Annotated in this window: 17 protein-coding genes and 2 pseudogenes; 15 read left to right on the top strand and 4 right to left on the bottom strand. The window is 36.0% G+C overall.

The annotated features are described in order from the left end of the window. The first annotated feature begins 152 nt into the window (after positions 1 to 152). From SBL15_RS03150 to SBL15_RS03125, 6 genes and pseudogenes are all read left to right on the top strand, one after another. Entirely contained in the window at positions 153 to 3,734 is a 3,582-nt protein-coding gene (locus SBL15_RS03150) for a Rib/alpha-like domain-containing protein (RefSeq protein ID WP_411861517.1), read from the top strand. Next, positions 3,691 to 7,368, top strand: a complete 3,678-nt coding sequence (locus SBL15_RS03145) for a Rib/alpha-like domain-containing protein (RefSeq protein WP_317955117.1) — start codon at positions 3,691 to 3,693, stop codon at positions 7,366 to 7,368. Before SBL15_RS03150 ends, SBL15_RS03145 begins: the two co-directional genes overlap by 44 nt. A 123-nt stretch (positions 7,369 to 7,491) precedes the next feature. Next, a complete protein-coding gene (locus SBL15_RS03140; RefSeq protein ID WP_107634674.1) occupies positions 7,492 to 9,108 on the top strand; it encodes a poly(glycerol-phosphate) alpha-glucosyltransferase in 1,617 nt (538 codons plus the stop codon). A gap of 9 nt (positions 9,109 to 9,117) precedes the next feature. Next, positions 9,118 to 10,503, top strand: coding sequence for a UDP-N-acetylmuramoyl-tripeptide--D-alanyl-D-alanine ligase (locus SBL15_RS03135; RefSeq protein ID WP_317955095.1), 1,386 nt, complete (start codon positions 9,118 to 9,120; stop codon positions 10,501 to 10,503). Between the two features lie 183 nt (positions 10,504 to 10,686). Then, positions 10,687 to 11,178, top strand: a complete 492-nt coding sequence (locus tag SBL15_RS03130) for a hypothetical protein (protein ID WP_199186642.1) — start codon at positions 10,687 to 10,689, stop codon at positions 11,176 to 11,178. A gap of 180 nt (positions 11,179 to 11,358) precedes the next feature. Continuing rightward, positions 11,359 to 12,660, top strand: a pseudogene (locus SBL15_RS03125) (MFS transporter). Between the two features lie 81 nt (positions 12,661 to 12,741). Here the strand turns inward: SBL15_RS03125 and folE2 are convergent. From folE2 to SBL15_RS03110, 3 genes are read right to left on the bottom strand one after another with little or no spacing between them, the layout of a single operon-like run. Then, positions 12,742 to 13,620: a GTP cyclohydrolase FolE2 gene (gene folE2 / locus SBL15_RS03120; protein WP_053017977.1), complete on the bottom strand. Its 879-nt coding sequence runs from the start codon at positions 13,618 to 13,620 to the stop codon at positions 12,742 to 12,744. Between the two features lie 13 nt (positions 13,621 to 13,633). Further along, positions 13,634 to 14,299 carry a bacillithiol biosynthesis deacetylase BshB2 gene (gene bshB2, locus SBL15_RS03115; protein WP_053017978.1) on the bottom strand — a complete coding sequence of 222 codons (666 nt, stop codon included), beginning with the start codon at positions 14,297 to 14,299 and terminating at the stop codon, positions 13,634 to 13,636. A gap of 13 nt (positions 14,300 to 14,312) precedes the next feature. Then, positions 14,313 to 14,675, bottom strand: coding sequence for a YojF family protein (locus tag SBL15_RS03110; RefSeq protein ID WP_161772886.1), 363 nt, complete (start codon positions 14,673 to 14,675; stop codon positions 14,313 to 14,315). Positions 14,676 to 14,944: 269 nt separating this feature from the next. Here SBL15_RS03110 and hxlA point away from each other — a divergent pair, with 269 nt between their 5' ends. The 9 genes and pseudogenes from hxlA to SBL15_RS03065 all read left to right on the top strand — a co-directional run bounded on the left by hxlA (position 14,945) and on the right by SBL15_RS03065 (position 21,038). Next, complete coding sequence (gene hxlA, locus SBL15_RS03105; protein ID WP_107611804.1) at positions 14,945 to 15,577, top strand: 3-hexulose-6-phosphate synthase; 633 nt, start codon at positions 14,945 to 14,947, stop codon at positions 15,575 to 15,577. A gap of 2 nt (positions 15,578 to 15,579) precedes the next feature. After that, a complete protein-coding gene (hxlB, locus tag SBL15_RS03100; protein WP_053017979.1) occupies positions 15,580 to 16,128 on the top strand; it encodes a 6-phospho-3-hexuloisomerase in 549 nt (182 codons plus the stop codon). 183 nt (positions 16,129 to 16,311) lie between these two features. After that, positions 16,312 to 16,563 carry a hypothetical protein gene (locus tag SBL15_RS03095; RefSeq protein WP_233641642.1) on the top strand — a complete coding sequence of 84 codons (252 nt, stop codon included), beginning with the start codon at positions 16,312 to 16,314 and terminating at the stop codon, positions 16,561 to 16,563. 12 nt (positions 16,564 to 16,575) lie between these two features. After that, positions 16,576 to 17,274: pseudogene (locus tag SBL15_RS03090) on the top strand (AMP-binding protein); the annotation flags it as partial. After that, positions 17,269 to 17,697 carry an AMP-binding enzyme gene (locus SBL15_RS12970; protein WP_326008447.1) on the top strand — a complete coding sequence of 143 codons (429 nt, stop codon included), beginning with the start codon at positions 17,269 to 17,271 and terminating at the stop codon, positions 17,695 to 17,697. The pseudogene SBL15_RS03090 and the gene SBL15_RS12970, both read left to right, overlap by 6 nt. Then, positions 17,694 to 18,839: an acetyl-CoA C-acyltransferase gene (locus tag SBL15_RS03080; RefSeq protein WP_107611803.1), complete on the top strand. Its 1,146-nt coding sequence runs from the start codon at positions 17,694 to 17,696 to the stop codon at positions 18,837 to 18,839. The genes SBL15_RS12970 and SBL15_RS03080 overlap by 4 nt, the downstream gene beginning before the upstream one ends. Then, positions 18,808 to 19,188 (top strand): protein VraC, encoded by a 381-nt coding sequence (locus SBL15_RS03075; protein WP_317955091.1) that lies wholly within the window; start codon positions 18,808 to 18,810, stop codon positions 19,186 to 19,188. The genes SBL15_RS03080 and SBL15_RS03075 overlap by 32 nt, the downstream gene beginning before the upstream one ends. Further along, the gene (locus SBL15_RS03070) at positions 19,178 to 19,438 is read left to right on the top strand and encodes a hypothetical protein (protein ID WP_107611802.1); all 261 of its coding nucleotides are present in this window, start codon (positions 19,178 to 19,180) and stop codon (positions 19,436 to 19,438) included. Before SBL15_RS03075 ends, SBL15_RS03070 begins: the two co-directional genes overlap by 11 nt. Before the next feature lie 193 nt (positions 19,439 to 19,631). Next, positions 19,632 to 21,038: an MFS transporter gene (locus SBL15_RS03065; protein ID WP_053017124.1), complete on the top strand. Its 1,407-nt coding sequence runs from the start codon at positions 19,632 to 19,634 to the stop codon at positions 21,036 to 21,038. A gap of 339 nt (positions 21,039 to 21,377) precedes the next feature. Here SBL15_RS03065 and vraX read toward each other — a convergent pair whose 3' ends face one another. Then, positions 21,378 to 21,548 (bottom strand): C1q-binding complement inhibitor VraX, encoded by a 171-nt coding sequence (gene vraX, locus SBL15_RS03060; protein WP_011276668.1) that lies wholly within the window; start codon positions 21,546 to 21,548, stop codon positions 21,378 to 21,380. Positions 21,549 to 21,628 lie beyond the last annotated feature (80 nt).

The following is a 21,628-nucleotide window of genomic DNA, read 5'->3' as shown; positions in this document are numbered from 1 at the left end:
AAATTATTATAAAATTATAAAAATAATTTAGCATGACTAAATTAATGTTTTTTTTAAAAACCGAAAATTTATATTGTAACTACATATAAAACATGATAAGTTTTTCATGAGTGTTGTGCTCAATTAATTTGAAAAATAGGGATGTGAGTTATTTGAAGAAAAAATCAAATAAAAGATTAGATTTCTTATCGAATAGATTAAATAAATACTCGATAAGAAAATTTACAGTGGGGACGGCATCGATTTTAGTCGGTGCAACATTAATTTTTGGTGCTGGTCACGATGTAGCTAAAGCTGCTGAAACTAATCAAACTGAAAGTGGAAAAAATCAAACTGATTCAGATGCACCTGAAGAAGATACGAGTAATCAAACAAACACATCTCAGAACGAAATTTCACAGGAAAATTCAACTCAAGAAACTAGTGTTAGTGCAGAAAAATCAACAGTAGATGAAAATTCTACTGAAAATGTAAGTGAAGAACAACCATCAACAGATGAGAAAGTAACTGAAGAAAGTACAACAGAACAACCATCAACAGAAGAGAAGGTAACTGAAGAAAGTACAACAGAACAACCATCAACAGAAGAGAAGGCAAGTAAGGAAAGCACAACAGAACAACCATCAACAGAAGAGAAGGCAAGTAAGGAAAGCACAACAGAACAACCATCAACAGAAGAGAAAGCAAGTAAGGAAAGCACAACAGAACAACCATCAACAGAAGAGAAAGCAAGTAAGGAAAGCACAACAGAACAATCTTCAACAGAAGAGAAAGCAAGTAAGGAAAGCACAACAGAACAATCTTCAACAGAAGAGAAAACAAGTGAAGAAAGTGCAACAGAGCGATCCACGGTAATAGATAAAGATTCAAGCCAATCTGTTCAAAATATTTCTCAAAATCTTGGTGTTTCAAATGAAGAAACAATAAGTGCACTTAACGATGCTGGAGTAAATACAAGCAATGCTAGTGAGGTTGACGCTATTGCAGCACTTATCCAAAAAGATTATCAAAATAATAAAAATGAAAATCCAGTAGCAACTTTTTCAAACACTTCAAGCCAAGCGACTACTACTAATAATACTAGAACTAGAACTTTAGCTCATAAAATTAGAATTGCGGCAGCTGCGGTAGCTGAAAATAATAGTAGAATTATAGATGCTGATGCGATTGCTAATGGTTACATTAAAGGTCAAACTGATGCTACTAATGCAGCTAATACTTTATCAGGACGTGCTTGGGTAGTTGATCAAGGTACACCTTCAACTATGTCAAATGGTTTAACTCCTGTTCCTGACGGTACAGCTGTTTACATGCAATGGATTGATACTGATGGTGTAGTATCTCCAATCTATAGAGCGCATACTAACAATTCTTTATCAACGTCAGATGGTTCACAAGTAGGACCTGGTGCTTATGCGTTTGACTTAAGACAAGCCTATACTGATGCAAACGGTAAAGAACATAAATATTCAGCGACTAGCGGTCAGTATTATAAATTATGGATTGAGGATTATCAAACTAAGAATGGTAATACTGTAACGATGTTACGTCAAGCAGGTGGATTCTTCCCTGGTTCTTATGTAAATTCAGTAACAAGTAATAATATTGGTCAATTTCCATTAATCGGTACAAACATGCAACGTACTGGTATTTACATGGTCGTTAAACCTACATCTGATTACATGACTACAAGTAAAGATCAATGGATTCATGATACTCAAGGACCGATTAGTAACGCAGCTGTAAACACAAAAGCCAAAAATACAGTTTCTGGACAAGTTTGGTTAGAAACTGGTACTGGTGTTGATTTAGCAAACTCTGCAACTGGTCCAAACTTATCTGGGAATGATAAAGTTGCTCCAGGCTATACAGTAGTTATGTCATCACTTACTAGCGAAGGTGTTCAAGCATATAAAGCTGCTGTAGATAGTTTACCTGAATCTGAAAGAGCTGATGCAGCTAGAGTTCTATTAAGTGACCATCCTGAATATATTTCTGCAACAGTATATGGTGAAACTGACTCAAATGGTAGATATACGTTGCGTTTTCCAGATGGAACTCTAAATGATGAATATATGTATGGTTATGTGGTTAATCCAAATGGAGAAGTTCAAAACGCATACTCTTCATTCACATCACCACAATTTAGATCTCCAATGGCTAACTCATCATTTGTTCCTCAATCTAGACCAGGACAAAACTTGATAGTTGACCCTATGTGGTACAATTTAAACTTTGCATTAGTGCCTCAAAATGATGTTAAAATTGACATAACTAATTACAACAATACTACTAAACCGGCTAAACCAGGTGATGTAGCTCAAATTGATTTAAGTGGTACTCAATTATCACCACTTCCTACTCATATCGAGTGGAGAGATAAAAACGGAAATGTTGTTTCTAAAACAGATGATATTACTTCATTTACTGATGGAGAGCAAAAGGGTCAATTTACTGTTCCAGCCTCAGCGCAAAGTGGCGATGTATACACTGTAGTTTTAGTTACAGGTGGTAAAGACGTTGGATCAGATTCATTTGTAGTTGCTACAGATAAAGCTGCTTATGTACCAACAGCTACAACTATAAACAAAGATTACGGACAATCAACTACTACAGATGAAATTACTAATGCTATTAAAATTACTGATAATAATGGTGACCAAGTATATCCATCTGATAAAACTTATCCATCATTTACAGTAACTGGAGATATTCCAGATGGAAAAACACCTGGTACATTTAACGTTCCAGTAACAGTGACATATCCAGATGGTACAACTGACACTGTTGATGTACCTGTAGTTGTAGGAGAACCAACTGACGCTACAACTTATGAGCCGACAACAGACGAAGTAACAAAAGATTATGGTACACCAACAACTGAGGGAGACGTAACGGGAGCAGTAACGATTCCAAATTATCCATCAGAAAAAGGAACACCAACAATCACAGTCGATGATCCAAGTACATTACCGGACGGTAATACGCCAGGCACAGTGAATGTTCCAGTAACAGTAACATATCCAGATGGCACACAAGATCATGTGACAGTACCAGTAACAACAAACGAACAAGCGGATAACAAAGCTTATGAACCAACAACAGACGAAGTAACAAAAGATTACGGTACACCAACAACTGAGGGAGACGTAACAGGAGCAGTAACGATTCCAAATTATCCATCAGAAAAAGGAACACCAACAATCACAGTCGATGATCCAAGTACATTACCAGACGGTAATACGCCAGGCACAGTAAATGTTCCAGTAACAGTAACATATCCAGATGGCACACAAGATCATGTGACAGTACCAGTAACAACAAACGAACAAGCGGATAACGAAGCTTATGAACCAACAACAGACGAAGTAACAAAAGATTACGGTACACCAACAACTGAGGGAGACGTAACAGGAGCAGTAACGATTCCAAATTATCCATCAGAAAAAGGAACACCAACAATCACAGTCGATGATCCAAGTACATTACTGGATGGTAATACCCCAGGAACAGTGAATGTCCCAGTAACAGTGACATATCCAGATGGCACACAAGATCATGTGACAGTATCAGTAACAACAAACGAACAAGCGGATAACGAAGCTTATGAACCAACAACAGACGAAGTAACAAAAGATTATGGTACACCAACAACTGAGGGAGACGTAACAGGAGCAGTAACGATTCCAAATTATCCATCAGAAAAAGGAACACCAACAATCACCAACAACTGAGGGAGACGTAACAGGAGCAGTAACGATTCCAAATTATCCATCAGAAAAAGGAACACCAACAATCACAGTTGATGATCCAAGTACATTACCGGACGGTAATACGCCAGGCACAGTGAATGTTCCAGTAACAGTGACATATCCAGATGGTACACAAGATCATGTGACAGTAACTGTTGTTACTAAAGACGATGAAACACCTGACGAAGTAATTTACGAACCAGTAAGTGAAGGTGTAAATCATGATTATGGAACACCAACAACATCAGATGAAGTGATTGGTTCAGTAACAATTCCTGGATATCCAACAACAGGAGAACAACCAGTTGTAACAGTTGATAATCCAAATAGCTTACCAAATGGAACTACACCAGGAACAGTAAATGTCCCAGTAACAATAACTTATCCAGATGGAAGTGTGGATCATATCACAGTACCTGTTACGACAGGAGAAAAACCAACACAAGATAAAGTGATTTATGAACCAACAAGTAATGGTGTAAACCACGATTATGGAACACCAACAACATCAGACGATGTAATTGGTTCAGTAACAATTCCTGGATACCCAACAACAGGGGAACAACCAGTAATCACAGTTAATAACCCAGGTAATTTACCAAATGGAACTACACCAGGAACAGTAAATGTTCCAGTAACAGTGACATATCCAGATGGAAGTGTAGATCATATTGATGTACCTGTGACAACAGGAGAAAAACCTGCTAATAACAATGTCACTTATGAACCAGTAACAACTGGAGTGAAACATGATTATGGAACACCAACAACATCAGATGATGTAATTGGTTCAGTAACAATTCCTAATTATCCAACAACAGGGGAACAACCGGTAATCACAGTTAATAATCCTGATAATTTACCAAATGGAACTACACCAGGAACAGTAAATGTTCCAGTAACAGTGACATATCCAGATGGCACAGTAGATCATATTGATGTACCTGTAACAACTGGTAAAAAACCAGCAGCTACTGCTACTAAATATGAACCAACAAGTGATGTTGTTCGTAAGCCATATGGAGTACCAACAACTGAAGGTGATGTAACTGGAGCGGTAACTGTTCCTAACTATCCAACGACAGGAGAACAGCCAGTAGTTACAGTGGATGATCCAGAAAGTTTACCAAATGGTGAAAATCCTGGCACATATTATGTTCCAGTAACAGTAACTTACCCAGATGGTTCACAAGATCATATCACAGTAGAAGTTGTCATTGACGAAGAACCAATTGATAGTGACGCAGACGCAGATAGCGATGCAGACGCAGATAGCGATGCAGACGCAGATAGCGATGCAGATGCCGATAGCGATGCAGACGCAGATAGCGATGCAGATGCAGATAGTGACGCAGATGCAGATAGTGATGCAGACGCGGATAGCGATGCCGATGCAGACAGTGATGCCGACGCAGATAGTGACGCAGACGCAGATAGCGATGCAGACGCAGATAGCGATGCAGACGCAGATAGCGATGCAGATGCAGATAGCGATGCAGACGCAGATAGCGATGCAGATGCAGATAGTGACGCAGATGCAGATAGTGATGCAGACGCGGATAGCGATGCCGATGCAGACAGTGATGCCGACGCAGATAGTGACGCGGATGCGGATAGTGACGCAGATGCAGATAGTGACGCAGATGCAGATAGTGACGCAGATGCGGATAGTGATGCAGACGCAGATAGTGACGCAGATGCGGATAGTGACGCCGACGCAGATAGTGACGCCGACGCAGATAGTGACGCCGACGCAGATAGTGACGCCGACGCAGATAGTGACGCGGATGCGGATAGTGACGCAGATGCAGACAGCGATGCAGACTCAGATAGTGATGCGGATGCCGATAGTGACGCCGACGCAGATAGTGATGCAGACGCTGACAGTGACGCAGATGCGGATAGCGATGCCGATGCGGACAGTGACGCGGATGCCGATAGTGATGCGGATGCAGATAGTGACGCAGACGCAGATAGTGACGCGGATGCAGATAGTGACGCCGACGCAGATAGTGACGCGGATGCAGATAGTGACGCCGACGCAGATAGCGATGCCGACGCAGATAGCGATGCAGATGCCGATAGCGATGCGGATGCCGATAGTGACGCAGATGCCGATAGTGATGCAGACAGTGATGCCGACGCAGATAGTGATGCGGATGCCGACAGTGACGCAGATGCCGATAGTGATGCAGACGCAGATAGTGACGCAGATGCCGATAGTGATGCAGACGCTGACAGTGACGCAGATGCGGATAGCGATGCCGATGCGGACAGTGACGCGGATGCCGATAGTGATGCGGATGCAGATAGTGACGCAGATGCAGACAGCGATGCCGACGCAGACAGTGATGCGGATGCCGATAGTGATGCGGATGCAGATAGTGACGCAGATGCAGACAGCGATGCCGACGCAGACAGTGATGCGGATGCCGATAGTGACGCAGATGCCGATAGTGACGCAGATGCCGATAGTGACGCAGATGCAGACAGCGATGCAGATGCAGATAGCGATGCGGATGCCGATAGCGATGCCGACGCAGATAGTGACGCAGATGCAAATAGCGATGCAGATGCCGATAGCGATGCCGACGCAGATAGTGACGCCGACGCAGATAGTGATGCAGACGCTGACAGTGACGCAGATGCAGACAGTGACGCAGATGCCGATAGCGATGCAGATGCCGACAGTGACGCAGATGCAGACAGCGATGCGGATGCCGACAGTGATGCAGATGCCGACAGTGATGCCGACGCAGACAGTGACGCGGATGCGGATAGCGACGCAGATGCCGACGCTGATGCAGATGCCGACAGTGACGCAGATGCAGATGCCGATAGTGACGCGGATGCAGATAGTGACGCAGATGCCGACAGTGACGCAGATGCCGATAGCGATGCAGATGCCGACAGTGACGCAGATGCCGACAGCGATGCGGATGCCGACAGTGATGCAGATGCCGACAGCGATGCGGATGCGGACAGTGACGCGGATGCGGATAGCGATGCGGATGCCGATAGTGACGCGGATGCGGATAGTGACGCGGATGCGGATAGTGACGCCGACGCAGATAGTGATGCGGATGCCGATAGTGATGCGGATGCTGATAGCGATGCGGATGCCGATAGCGATGCAGATGCGGATAGTGATGCCGACGCCGATAGTGACGCGGATGCCGACAGCGATGCAGATGCGGACAGTGACGCAGATGCAGATAGTGACGCGGATGCAGATAGTGACGCAGATGCGGATAGTGATGCAGATGCGGATAGCGATGCCGATGCGGATAGTGACGCGGATGCAGATAGTGACGCGGATGCCGATAGTGACGCAGATGCCGACAGCAATGCGGATGCCGATAGTGACGCAAATGCTGACAGTGACGCCGATGCAGATGCAGACAGTGATGCCGACGCTGACGCAGATGCGGATAGCGATTCAGACGGCGATAGAGATCATAATGACAAAACAGATAAACCAAATAATAAAGAGTTACCAGATACTGGTAATGATGCTCAAAATAATGGCACATTATTTGGTTCACTATTCGCTGCGCTTGGAGGATTATTCTTAGTTGGCAAACGTCGTAAAAACAAAAATAATGAAAAAAAATAATATTTAAACTTCATAATTTTGGGTAAAACTTAAAACCAGGCCTTACATGGCCTGGTTTTATTTTAAATACTATGATATAAATTAATGGAAATAGAATAAATATTTAAAAATAAGGAGGAAACAATGGAATTTGAACATAAATTAGAGAAATTAATATCCGAAGTAAATAATAAGACTGAAATTAATAATTATGTTTTTTTAAGTTTAGGTAAGTCAAGTGTTAAAGCACAGGTTAAGCTATTGAAAAAAACTAATTATCTTAAACAAGATATTTCAAAATTGGCACTTAAATTTAAAAAGAAATCAGGAGAATTTCCTGAGTGGATTAAATTAGATATTGTAACGTCGACTGAAAAAATATTATTTAAAGAATTAAAAAAAACACTGATCAATACAAGAAGAAATTATGTAGATTTTGGTATAGCATTTGATAGTCAATGGAATTTTGCAGTATTACCTGAAGAAATTAACGCGAATGCCTTTGTTCGACCAGATAATACTACTAAAGAGTTATTTCTTTCGGAAAAAAACATCAATAATTATTTACGCAAATATACTACAAATAAAAAGGCATTTTCTAGTGAATTCTATAATGAAAAAGAAGTTATTAAATTCTATACTCAAGGTTTCTTTATAGGTGATGAAGAAGTACATGAACTTTATAGCGAAGGCTATAAAAAAGGTTTAAGAAAAGTAAATGATTTAAATAATGAAATTGATCAATTAATTGAAAGTAGTACTAATTTCTTACAAAATATGTTGTTAGATAATGGTAAATATATTTATGGATATTTTCCTCATTTTGATAATGAAATTGGATTCTACAATATATTAAGACACTCTTCTTCTACATATGCCTTAATAGAGGGTCTGTCCTATTTAGGTAAAAGCTTACAACCTGTTGAAAAAGCAATTGATTATGTCATTTCAAATCAACTGTTTGAGGTTGGCGATAAAGCTTATATCTTTGATGATACAGAGGAAGCAAATGAAATTAAATTAGGACAAAATGCATCATTTATATTCGCAGTTTGTGAATATTTAAAGCATGAAGATAATCCTAAATTTCTTGAGTCAGCTCAGAAAGTAGCTAAAGGTATTCTTTCAATGATAGATGAAGATACATATGAGACAACTCACTTATTGAATTATCCTGATTTAAGCGTAAAAGAGAAGTTCAGAATTATTTATTACGATGGTGAAGCAGCGCTTGCTTTATTGAGATTGTATCAAAAGGATGAAAATGAACTATGGCTAAAAACTGTAGAAAATTTGATGGACCGTTTTATTGAGAAGAAATATTGGCAATATCATGATCATTGGTTAGGATATTGTACGAATGAATTAGTTCAAGTTAATCCACAAGACAAATATTTTGAATTTGGAATTAAAAATGTGAATAGTTACTTAGATTATATTAAAAATCGTGAAACAACATTTCCAACATTCTTAGAAATGTTAATGGCCACATATCGATTAGTTCAAAAAGCGAAAGATACTGGTCGGAAGGAATTAGTAAACAATTTGATAGACGAGCAATATTTGATAGATGTAATTAATATTAGAGCAGATTACCAAAGAGTTGGCTTCTTTTATCCTGAAACTGCTATGTATTTTAAAAACCCATCAAGAATACTAGGTAGTTTCTTTATTAAACATCACGGTTATCGTGTTCGAATTGACGATATCGAACATTATTTATCTGGATATGTACAATATCAAAAGGCATTTAAAGGTTAGGTAATTATTATGCTAACAATTAAAAAGATATTTAATATTATAGGTGGAGAATTAAAGGACGCACACAATAAGGAAGCAAATGAGATAAATGATTTTGAAACAATTTATAAATTTGTAAATAGTAAAAAAACTGCTTATTTTTCTCCTAACAAAGAAACATGGTCAAGAGAATTAGGAAGAAATAAAAATGCTTTAGACGGTAATGATTTGGTTAATAAAGAAAATGGAGAAATTGGACTAATTATAACTGAAAATTACATTTCTGATTTAAAATTTGAAATCCCTCAAATAATTGTAGAAGATTCTGTTCAGGCATTTAAACAATTAGCTATATATATAAGAAATCAATACAAAAACCCAGTTATTGCTATAACTGGATCAATGGGTAAAAGTTCAACTAGAATGTTAATTACAAGCTTGTTGGGTGATTATAATGTACTTGAAAATAGAGGGAATAATAATGTTAGAGCAGCTATTTACAATAATATGCTGAAATTAATAAAAAATCCTGACTTTGCTGTTATTGAAACATCCATGAATGCGATTAATTATCTTGAAAATACCTCTACTTTTTTAAAACCAGACATAGCAATTATTACAGGTATTGGTGAAGCGCATTTTTCTACATTTAAGTCAGTTAAAGATATAGCTAAGATCAAAACTAGAATTTTTGACGGTCTTTCTTCAACCACTGGAGTGGCAATTATTAATAAAGACACGTTATATGCAGATTATTTAATTGATAAAGCACATGAAAATGCAAGTAATGTGTTAACTTATAGTATTAATAAAGACGCAAAGGCGGATTTAACTGTTGATAACATTAAGTACAACAAAGGAAGTATTGAATTATCAATTACTAACCAAGATAATAAAAGTGAAATTTATCGACTCAATACTATTAGTGAAGGAATGGTTTCTAACACATTAGCAAGTATCTTAACGCTTAAAAGTTTAAATTTACCAATAAAACAAGAATTACTAAATGATTTCAAACCGTTTTCAAAAATATTAGCCTTAAAAGAAATACATGCGAAAACTCATAAATTAACATTACTTGATGATACACATAATGCTTCATTACCGGCGATGATTAATGCTATTAGAGCATTTAATAGTCAAACTAAGTTTTATTCAGGTCATAAAATAATAGCAATAGGAAAAATTAGTGATTTAGGTCGTAAGTCTAATGAAACTCATTTAAGATTAGTTGAAGAATTAGAAAATAGTAATGCTGATTATATTTTATGTAAGGATAATGAATTGAGACAAGTTGTAAATAAGGTGCGAAACAAGAATATAACTTGGTATCCCAACAAGGAATTGTTAATAAATGATTTAAAATATTTATGTAATGAAGATTCACTTACATTGTTAAAATCTTCTGTAACTTGAACAGATTTTCCAGAAATAGCTAAAAACTTACCTAATATTTTAAGGGATAATAACATAGAGTTTGATTTTGATGATCTATTTGAAAAATTAAGTGAAGTAGGAAAAAGCTATATTAAAATAAATAATAAAACTGGTGAAATAGTTGAAGAATATAATAGTGGGCTTTCTCAAACGATAGAAGGAATGGGACCATTAATTTATTATTTAAAATCTATCGATGAAAAATTAGAAAATAGAATTATTAATTTGAAAAGTTGGCCGACTAATAATGCCAAAAAAGGATATTTTGAAGGTTTAGAAATTAATACTTATACATTGCTTGAAAATATGACTGAATCGCCTTATCCATCTGAAATCTATGAGTTAGCTAATGAGTTATTTAAAAATCATGCAGATAGAAAACAATATATAAATAATTTAATAAAAGAGCTGAAATTATCCACTTCAATAGCTACAAACCTAACTGGTCGTTTTAGAAGTAAAGACAGACAAAGTTATACTGTAAAAGATTTGTTTGAAATATATAAACATTATAAATATGATTTATTTAAATTCAGTAATTCTTTTGTATTAGGTCTTAAATACAAAAGTGGCTTTATAAGAGGGAAAGAGGAAACAATAATATTCACTTCCTATAATGATTTAGAGTATTTAAAATCTACAATCGATTTTTAATAGTTTTTTAGCTTTAAATATATGACAAGACAATTTCTGATTTATTCTTATCAGAAATTGTTTTTTACTAAGAAGTTATTCAGTTTTACTATATTTATTCAAATCTCTATGATAACGTTTTCAAAAGTGTGATAAAATGTCATAGTAAAGTAAATTTTCTGACAAAGGGTGGGGGCTATGATGAAGAAATATAGATACTTTATTATCACGATGATCATTATAATGACGATGATTAACTACATAGACCGTGGCGCTATCTCATATGCACAAAAAGACATTATCAGTGAATATGGGTTTGATACGATCGCTTGGGGTAAAATTCTAGGCTACTTTGGATACGGATACATGCTAGGATCACTGGTTGGTGGTTTAACAGCTGATAAGAAGGGGCCAAAGTTTGTCTGGATAATTGCTGGAACTTCATGGTCTATCGCTGAAATGGCAATGGCATATGCTGGAGAGTTAGGTATGGCCATTTTTGGAGGTTCTGCGTTAGTAGGATTTGGATTACTTAGAGTATTATTTGGAGTTGCAGAGGGTCCTGTATTCTCAATTATTAGTAAGACTAATGCCAATTGGGCTGCACCTAAGGAACGTGGATTATTATCAGCACTTGGACTTATAGGTGTACCACTTGGTGCATTAATTACAGCTCCAATCGTATCTGGTTTCTTAACAATTGCAAGCTGGAGATTATTATTCATGATATTAGGTGCTCTCGGTTTAGTTTGGGTAATCATTTGGGCATTCGTGTTTACAGATTATCCAGAAGATAACAAGCGTGTTTCTAAAGATGAATTAAAAGAAATTCGTTCAACGGAAGGTAGTTTAAATGTTGAGAAAACGATTGAAACTGAAGATGTAAAAGATGAAAAATGGTACCATTTCTTTAAAAGTCCAACGTTAGTTGGTAACATGTTTGGGTATTTTGGTTTCCAATATGTTAATTTCTTAATATTAACTTGGACACCAAAGTATCTACAAGACGAGTATCATTTTGAAATTCACTCACTATGGTATTTAGGTATGGTTCCGTGAATTGGTGCATGTTTCACAATTTACTTTGGTGGACATATCTCTGACTGGCTACGTCATAAAACTGGGAATTTACGTATTGCACGTTCATACTTTGCAATTGCCGGAATGATTTGTGCGGCAATTTGTTTCTTAATTATTCCATTTACGCATAGTATCGTTGCAATCATGATTTTAATGATGATAGGGAATGCCTTCATATTCCTACCTAATGGTGTATATTGGTCAGTAATTATTGATACTGCACCTAATAAGACTGGTACATATGGTGGTATTACACACTTTTTCGTTAACTCAGCTACTGTTATTGCACCAACATTAACAGGGTACTTAGTAGCAAGTTATGGCTACTCTTCAATGTTTGTGTCAGCCGTGATCGCATCACTAATTAGTGTTGTAGCTATGTGTTTCGTTAAACCTGGTGAAAAGAAAATGGCTAAACATTAACACTAATATTTATAAATATTAAACAAGGCAGTTATCACATTTGAAACGTGTGACAACTGCCTTATTATTTATACGCAACGATTATTTTCTATATTTTAATTTCGCAAATGCATCATGTTGGTGAATAGATTCTTCGTTACGACATTCAATGTCAAAACCATCTATCCAATCAAATTCTACTAAGTCAGCAGCGATAAGACGAATTAAATCTTCGACGAATCGTGGATTTTCATAAGCGCGTTCTGTAACACGTTTTTCATCTGGACGTTTCAAAATTGGGTATAAGATTGAACTTGCGTTTGCTTCCATAGCATCTAGAATTTTATCTTTATAATCATCAACAACCTGGTTGTTTTTATCTAAATAAACTTTAACTGTAACTACACCACGTTGGTTGTGGGCTGAATATTCACTGATTTCTTTAGAACATGGGCATAGTGTTGTTACAGTTGCTTCAATTGTAATTTCTTTACGTGTAATTTGATCATGTTCGATGGCTAATCCGTAAGTGACATCGGCATTGCCTACTGCTTTAATGTTCGTTACTGGACTAAAGCGATCAAAGAACCATTTACCCGAAACATCAACACCTGCTGAGTTCTGTTTCATATTTGTCTGTAATGTACGTAATACTTGATATAGTGTATCGAAATTCAACTCTAAACCATTGCTGTAATGTTTTTCTACGCTTTCTAGAATACGGCTCATGTTAATGCCTTTTTCATCTTTATTTAAGCTCGTTGAAAAGCTAAATTGTCCCGCCGTTTGGAAACGATCAATATTAACGGGGTAAATTAAATTTTTAATACCGACTTCTTCGATTTCAAATAAGAAATTTTTATGTGTACTTTGTAAGTCAGTCATTTCATTTTTAGTTGTTGGTTTTGTACCTTCGATTGGGTCAACTGAGCCAAAGTGTTTCCAACGACCCTCACGTGTGGATAAATCAAATTCAGTCATTGTTTACCTCCCCTTAAGATTCAAAATGATATGTCCAATACGGTTCAACGTCTAAGAAACTTTGTGTTTCGCCACCGACTTCTGGACTCGCTAATTGTTTTAAAAATGGACCAGTTTGAGATGCATGTGCTTCGAAAGCTTTCAATTTAAGATCTCGATATGCACGAATGTCATTTAATATATCTGGTTCGCCTAGTATTTCTGGTGCATCATTACTAAACGCTACAAGTTGTAAACGTGGTCGTGCTTCTTCAGGCATACGTCCTACGGTTCTTACTACGGCTTCAGCTGTTGCTTCATGGTCGGGATGGACAGCAAATTTAGGATAGAATGAAATAATCACTGATGGATTTGTTTCTTCAATCAACTTTTTAACCATGTCATCCATTTGTTCATGAGGCTCAAATTCAACCGTTTTATCACGTAATCCCATTTTACGTAAATCGGTGATGCCAATAATCTTCATCGCTTCTTCTAATTCACGTTCACGTATATCAGGTAGTGATTCTCGAGTTGCAAAAGGAGGATTACCTAAATTACGTCCCATTTGTCCTAATGTTAGGCATGCATAAGTGACAGGAATGCCGTTATCAATATAACTTGCAATCGTTCCAGCTGATGAGAAGGTTTCATCATCAGGGTGTGGGAATATCATTAACACGTGTCTTTCATCTTTCATGAATAAACCTCCTCTATACTGTAAATGGCTTTTCACTAATCTCGATTGTGGCAGCCAATTGTCCTTCGTAGTTAAATCCTGCGATTAAAAATTCGTTGTTGTTATTGATTTCGTAATGCGTTAGTCCTTGAACATAGACCCAACCTCCGTCACGAAGTTTTAAACCAACTCTATAGGGGTCTTTCTCTCCACCTTTAAGTTGTGCATGTTCATATGTGACTTGTATATTTCTTAAAAATGTACCCGCATTAAAGACACGTTGATCGAAATGATTTGCATATGCACCATTAGTCGTTTCAACGTGTAGGTATACAGGTTTATTTTCGAATGATGTTAATAATTGTTGTACTTCTTCAGCGTTAATGAGTTCCAACACTTTCACTCCTTGCAACCATACAATATGTTTATCTATTTATTTTACTAAAAAGAAGAGACTAATTGTACATCTCTGCTCAATTTATTCAGAAAAAGTGGTAATTATACCTTTAAAGAGTTGATTTACTGTAAGTATTGTATGTGATAAGTGAGTAAATTGTTAGGTTTAGGAGTATCGTTTAAAAATTTATAAGACGGGTAGACTAATGAATGTGAAAGATAAAATAAGAACTGAAGATATATCACTTTAGTAATGAAAGGATGTTTGCATTGGAATTACAATTAGCAATCGATTTATTAAACAAAGAGGAAGCAGCAGAATTAGCTAAAAAAGTTGAGGAATATGTAGATATCGTAGAAATTGGTACGCCAATCGTAATCAACGAAGGTTTACCAGCAGTTCAACATTTAGATGAAAATATTAGCAACGCTAAAGTATTAGCTGACCTTAAAATTATGGACGCAGCAGATTATGAAGTAAGCCAAGCAATTAAATTTGGTTCAGATGTTGTAACAATCTTAGGTGTGGCTGAAGACGCTTCAATTAAAGCGGCAGTTGAAGAAGCGCACAAACATGATAAACAATTATTAGTTGATATGATTGCGGTACAAGATTTAGAAAAACGTGCAAAAGAATTAGATGAAATGGGTGCTGACTATATTGCAGTACACACTGGTTATGACTTACAAGCAGAAGGTCAATCTCCATTAGACAGTTTACGTACTGTTAAATCTGTCATTAAGAATTCTAAAGTTGCTGTAGCTGGTGGTATTAAACCAGATACAATTAAAGATATTGTTGCAGAACAACCTGACTTAGTTATAGTTGGTGGCGGTATTGCTAACGCTGATGATCCAGTCGAAGCTGCTAAACAATGTCGTGACGCGATTGAAGGTAAGTAATTATGTCTCAATTTACTAATTACAAATTAATTCTTGAAGAATTAGATCGAACGTTATCACATGTTGAAGATGAACAATATGACCGTTTTGCAAATGATGTGAATGGTGCGCAAAGAATCTTCACTGCAGGTAAAGGCCGTTCAGGATTTATGGCAAATAGTTTCGCAATGCGACTTAATCAACTTGGTAAAGAAGCATTTGTAGTAGGTGAATCAACGACACCTTCTATTAAAGAACATGATTTATTTGTTATTTTATCTGGTTCGGGTTCAACAGAACATTTACGCTTATTAGCTGAAAAAGCACAATCAATAGGTGCTAAAGTTGTATTATTAACAACAAGCCCTGATTCTCCAATTGGTGAGTTAGCTGAAACAGTAATTGAGTTACCAGCTGGCACAAAACACAATGTTGAAGGGTCTGAACAACCATTAGGAAGCTTATTTGAACAATCATCATTATTGTTCTTAGATAGCGTGGTTCTGGGCTTAATGGAAACATTTGATATAAGTGAAGAAGAAATGCAAAATAATCATGCAAATTTAGAATAAATAGCGTTTATTTAATCCAATCGATTCCCAAAAAAAGGCATCGGTTGGATTTTTTTATAGATTAATAAATGACATATCGCTTTTATGGAAATTTCTTAATGTAATAGTATGTGAGTTATATTAAAAATAATGTTAACATAATATAAATTGAAGTTAACATTTAAGAACGGAAGAGGTCATACAATGCTAGAAATCATAAAGCGACTTGAACATTACGCTAAGGTTCAGCCTCAATCCATAGCACTGCAAATCGATGATGAAATTGTAAATTATGAGAATTTATACCAAAAAATTTGTGATTGCACTTTGAATTTACCAAAATTTAAGCTTGGAAGTAGAGTGGCACTATTAAGTGACTCTCCAATAGTAAATATCACAAATTATTTTGTTGTTTTAATGATGGATGGAGTTCCATGCTTTTTAGATAACAAATAGTCACGTGACACTATAGATAAACTTATAGAGAATTATCATATTGAATATGTAACGACTGCTATCGGAAAGTTTAAACGTACAACATCATTTGGTACATACGAAAAATATATAATTGAGCAATTAAAAGTGGATGACTTGTTACATATTGGATTTACATCTGGCACTACTGGCTTACCTAAAGCTTATTACCGTAATGAACCTTCATGGATTGCATCTTATGTTGAAAATGAAAAACTTATATATAACTATGAAAAAGCTCTCGCTGCACCAGGTCCACTCGCACATTCGTTATCGTTATATACATGTATTTACGCATTATATTCAGGTAGAACTTTCATTGGACAACGACAATTTGATGCAAAATAATTCATTTCCATATTAAATGAACAACATTCTAATATCGCACTTTTTCTTGTACCAACCATGTTGCATCAATTACTGAATGTAGATACGACTATCACACACATTAAATCTATATTTTCTAGTGGTGCGAAACTGTCAGAATCATTGTTTAAAACTGTGTCCGAACAATTTAATAACGCAAATATAATTGAATTTTTTGGAACATCTGAAGCAAGTTTTATTACGTATAACTTCAATCAGACATCACCAACTAACTCTGTTGGTCAAGTATTTCCTAATGTTTCAATTAAACTTGAAGCGCAAGATAATCGGAAAATAGGTTTATTGAAGGTTCAAAGTAATATGATTTATTCAGGGTATGTCGATGTTGAAGTGGTGCAACCTCATAGCTGGATTGAAACCGGAGATTATGCATACATACAAAATAATCAACTTTATTTAGTAAGTCGTAAAAGTGATCGACTTATTATTGGGGGTAAAAATATATATCCAAATGTAATAGAACAGCAAGTGAAATCATTAGAGGGAATTGAAGAAGCGGTTGTCGTTGGTGAGCCACATAGACGTTTTGGAGAAATTGCAGTATTAATTTATGTAGGAAATCAAGAACTTGATTATACGACATTGAGACGATATTTACGACAAACGTTATCAAGATATGAAATTCCTTCAAAGCTCATAAGGGTAAAAGAATTGCCATTTACCAATAGTGGCAAAGTAGCACGTAACGCTGTTCAAACATTATATTTAGAGGGAGCGTTTAAAGTATGAAAGAAGCAGTTGTAATATGGGCTAAAAGAACACCGTTTGGTAAATATGGTGGTGCGTTAAGACATTTAGAACCTGAAGCGCTGTTGTTACCACTTTTTCAAAATTTGAAGCAAACATTTCCTGAAGTAATGGATCAAGTGGATGATGTTGTATTAGGTAATGTTGTAGGGAATGGTGGTAATGTTGCGAGAAAGTCGTTACTAGAAGCCGGTTTAAATCATCGAATTCCTGGCATAACATTAGACCGTCAATGTGGCTCGGGTTTAGAAAGTATCATTTATGCGTGTCGAATGGTGCAATGTGAGGCTGGGAAGGTGTTCATTGCTGGTGGCGTAGAGAGTACAAGTCGTGCACCATGGAAGATTAAGCGTCCTCAATCTGTCTATGAAATGCAATTACCACAATTTTTTGAGCGTGCATCATTTGCACCTGAAGGTCAAGATCCAAGCATGATAGAAGCAGCTGAGAATGTCGCGCAACATTATAATATATCTCGTAATGATCAAGACTTATTTGCAGCACGTAGTCATCGGTTAGTGGCAACGCATTTTAATAATGGTGATATTAACCGTGAGATTGTTCCTCTTACAATTAAAGGAGCGTTATTTGATAGGGATGAAAGTTTAAAACCAAATCTGACTGAGGCGCGTTTACATAGATTACGTCCAATATTACCAAATGGTACAGTTACAGTTGGTAATAGTTGCATGAAGAATGATGGCGCCGGAATAGCTTTAATTATGGAAAAGGAAATGGCTGTGGCAATGGGGATTAAATGGGGAATGTTATATAGAGATGCTGTTACAACAGGTGTGGATCCAACCTTATTAGGGATAGGTCCAGTACCCGCAGTTTCTCAATTATTGAAAAGGCAGAAATTAAATATTGAAGATATATCAGCCCTTGAACTGAACGAAGCATTTAGTTCTCAAGTGCTGGCATCTATAAATGAGTTGCATTTAGGTTTGGACAAGGTAAATCAATGGGGAGGTGCGATTGCTACTGGACATCCATATAGTGCTAGTGGCGCGGCATTAGTTGCTAGATTATTAAACTTACCTAATTGGCAATATGGAATTGCTACGATGGGTATAGGAGGAGGTATGGGAAATGCGGTACTCTTTGAAAAGTGGCGCCAATGAAACAAGAGAGTTTAAATTCCATTCCGAGGACGTCCGAATTTATTGTAGTGTAATAGGGAAGGAATATGACGGCACAGTACCACCGCTAATGTGTGCAAAGTTGTGGCCTAAATTTAAAATGTTTCAAATCTTTAAAGGTGAAGCAATACGATTAGTACGTACTAATGTTGAATTGTTTGAAAATTTAGAAAGCGACATACAATATTGTGCATATTTAACGCATAAAAAATCTGAAAAAGTAAAGCAATTTGACCGTATTATTTTTAAATTGGAAATTAATAAAAATAATAAAACATGTATGATTATCGAACAAACGTTTATTTCAGAGGATGGAATATATGGTTTTTAATAGGGAAATAGTAGAACAGTATTTAGCAATTGTAGATGACGAAAATCCGATTCATGAGTATATCGTTCCAGGACAATTAATCGTTGAAAAGGTATTTTCTATGATGGATGATCAATGGGCTAGCTATAAAATTAAGTATGTTCAAACCACTAATATCAATGAAACAATAGATTTTGAGGTGGTTGAAAACGAACGGATTATTGTTTCGAATGAAGCTAATGGGGTAAAACTAGTTATAATTAGAAATTGATAAAATTATTAATTTTTAATTATAGCCTTTTTTGTTTTTATTAAAATTATGTAAGCGCGTACAAAAGAAGGTTGTTAAATTCTGTAAAATGAATAATATTGTATTTTTGAAATTTATATAATTTTTAGTGATTTGACAACATTCATTAGGTCTGTATAATTATGTAACATAAATAGAAGGAGTGTTACAGGTCATGGATTTTAAAAAAGATAGAATTAACATGGTCGATGGGCAAACAGCGAAGAAAACTGTATTTGCCACGGGTATTGGTAACGCCATGGAATGGTTCGACTTTGGTGTCTATGCGTACACTACGGCATATATCGGAGCGAATTTCTTTTCGCCAGTACAAAACCCACAGATTCAACAAATATTTACATTTGCAGCATTAGCAATTGCCTTCCTATTACGACCAATAGGTGGGATAGTGTTTGGAATCATTGGTGATAAGTACGGTCGTAAGGTTGTATTGACGACGACTATTATTTTAATGGCTCTATCAACATTAACGATAGGTGTTTTACCAAACTACGATATGATAGGATTATGGGCACCAGCGCTCTTACTGCTCGCTAGAATATTACAAGGATTTTCTACTGGTGGTGAATATGCTGGAGCAATGACATATATTGCTGAAATTTCACCAGATAAGAAGCGTAATAGTTTAGGTAGTGGTCTTGAAATTGGAACTTTATCGGGTTATATCGCAGCTTCAATTATGATCGCATTATTAAGTTTCTTCTTAAGTGATGCACAAATGGAAGCGTGGGGTTGGAGAATTCCATTTATCTTAGGTTTATTCCTTGGTTTATTTGGACTTTATTTACGTCGTAAACTTGAAGAATCTCCAATCTATGAAAATGATGTAGAAACACCAGCACGTGATAACATAGGATTCTTCACAATTATCCGTTATTACTTTAAAGATATCTTAGTATGTTTCGTAGCAGTTGTATTTTTCAATGTAACAAACTATACAGTTACTGCTTATTTACCAACATACTTAGGACAAATTGTTAAAATTGATGAAACAACTACAAGTGTGTTAATTACATGTGTTATGGCAGTAATGATTCCGTTAGCATTATTCTTCGGTAAATTAGCTGATAAAATTGGTGAGAAGAAAGTATTCTTGATTGGTACTGGTGGTCTTACACTATTAAGTATTGTGGCATTTAGTTTACTCAATACAAAATCATTACCATTCATTATACTTGGTGTGTTTATTTTAGGTTTCTTCTTATCAACATACGAAGCAACAATGCCTGGTTCATTACCAACAATGTTCTTTACACATATTAGATATCGTACATTAGCAGTTACATTTAATATTTCAGTTTCACTATTTGGTGGTACCACACCGTTAGTTAACTCATGGTTAGTTGAATCAACTGGTAACATTTACGCACCAGCGTATTATTTAACTGCAATTAGTATTATCGGCTTTATTGTGATTGCGGTACTGCATGTAAGTACAGCAGGTAAATCACTTAAAGGTTCTTATCCTAATGTTGACAATAAAAAGGATTTAGAATTTTATGAATCAAATCCTAAAAAAGCATTATGGTGGATTAAAGTTAAGAAAAATAAAAACGCATAATAATTATCAATTAAACGCATTGATGCACGTTCGCTTCAATGCGTTTTTTTAATTCATTTAACTTTAAATAGAAGTACTATAAATAATTAGCGACGTAAAAATATAGCGTCAATGTTAGCAAAGCTTAAAGTTACTCTCTAAGCATACGAGGGGGGGACAATCCTCGTCTAACATCGACGCTATTTAAATAAGGTGAGTTTAGGAATGATTAATGACTTATAAAGTTACTTATAGTATTAGGGGGCATAAGAACTTTAAAATCAATTTTGGGAATAATTCATCTGTTTGAATTCTCAATTTGGAAAACACTTTTACTGTGCTTCTTGATGTCTAAATGACTTAATAACCTAGTTTCATGTTATCAAGGTCATTTTCTAGTAGAGAGAGCAATTTATAGATTTCATTCTTGTTAAACGTTTCATCAAATTTTACCGTAATTGTCTTGAAGGTTTTCGTAATGATTTCGTACATTGGGATACCATTCTCTATATTTTGCTTGTAGATAATCATGATGTGTAATTCCTCCTTTGTCTCTCTACACTTAATATAGTAAAGCAATTTTAAAATAAAAACATGAGCCCAAGGTACCA

The sequence above is a fragment of the Staphylococcus sp. NWU MKU2 genome (assembly GCF_033283605.1).
GTDB classification, from domain to species: Bacteria; Bacillota; Bacilli; order Staphylococcales; family Staphylococcaceae; genus Staphylococcus; species Staphylococcus haemolyticus.
Note: the sequence above shows the minus strand (reverse complement) of the source record. Positions and strands in the feature narration are given on the sequence as shown.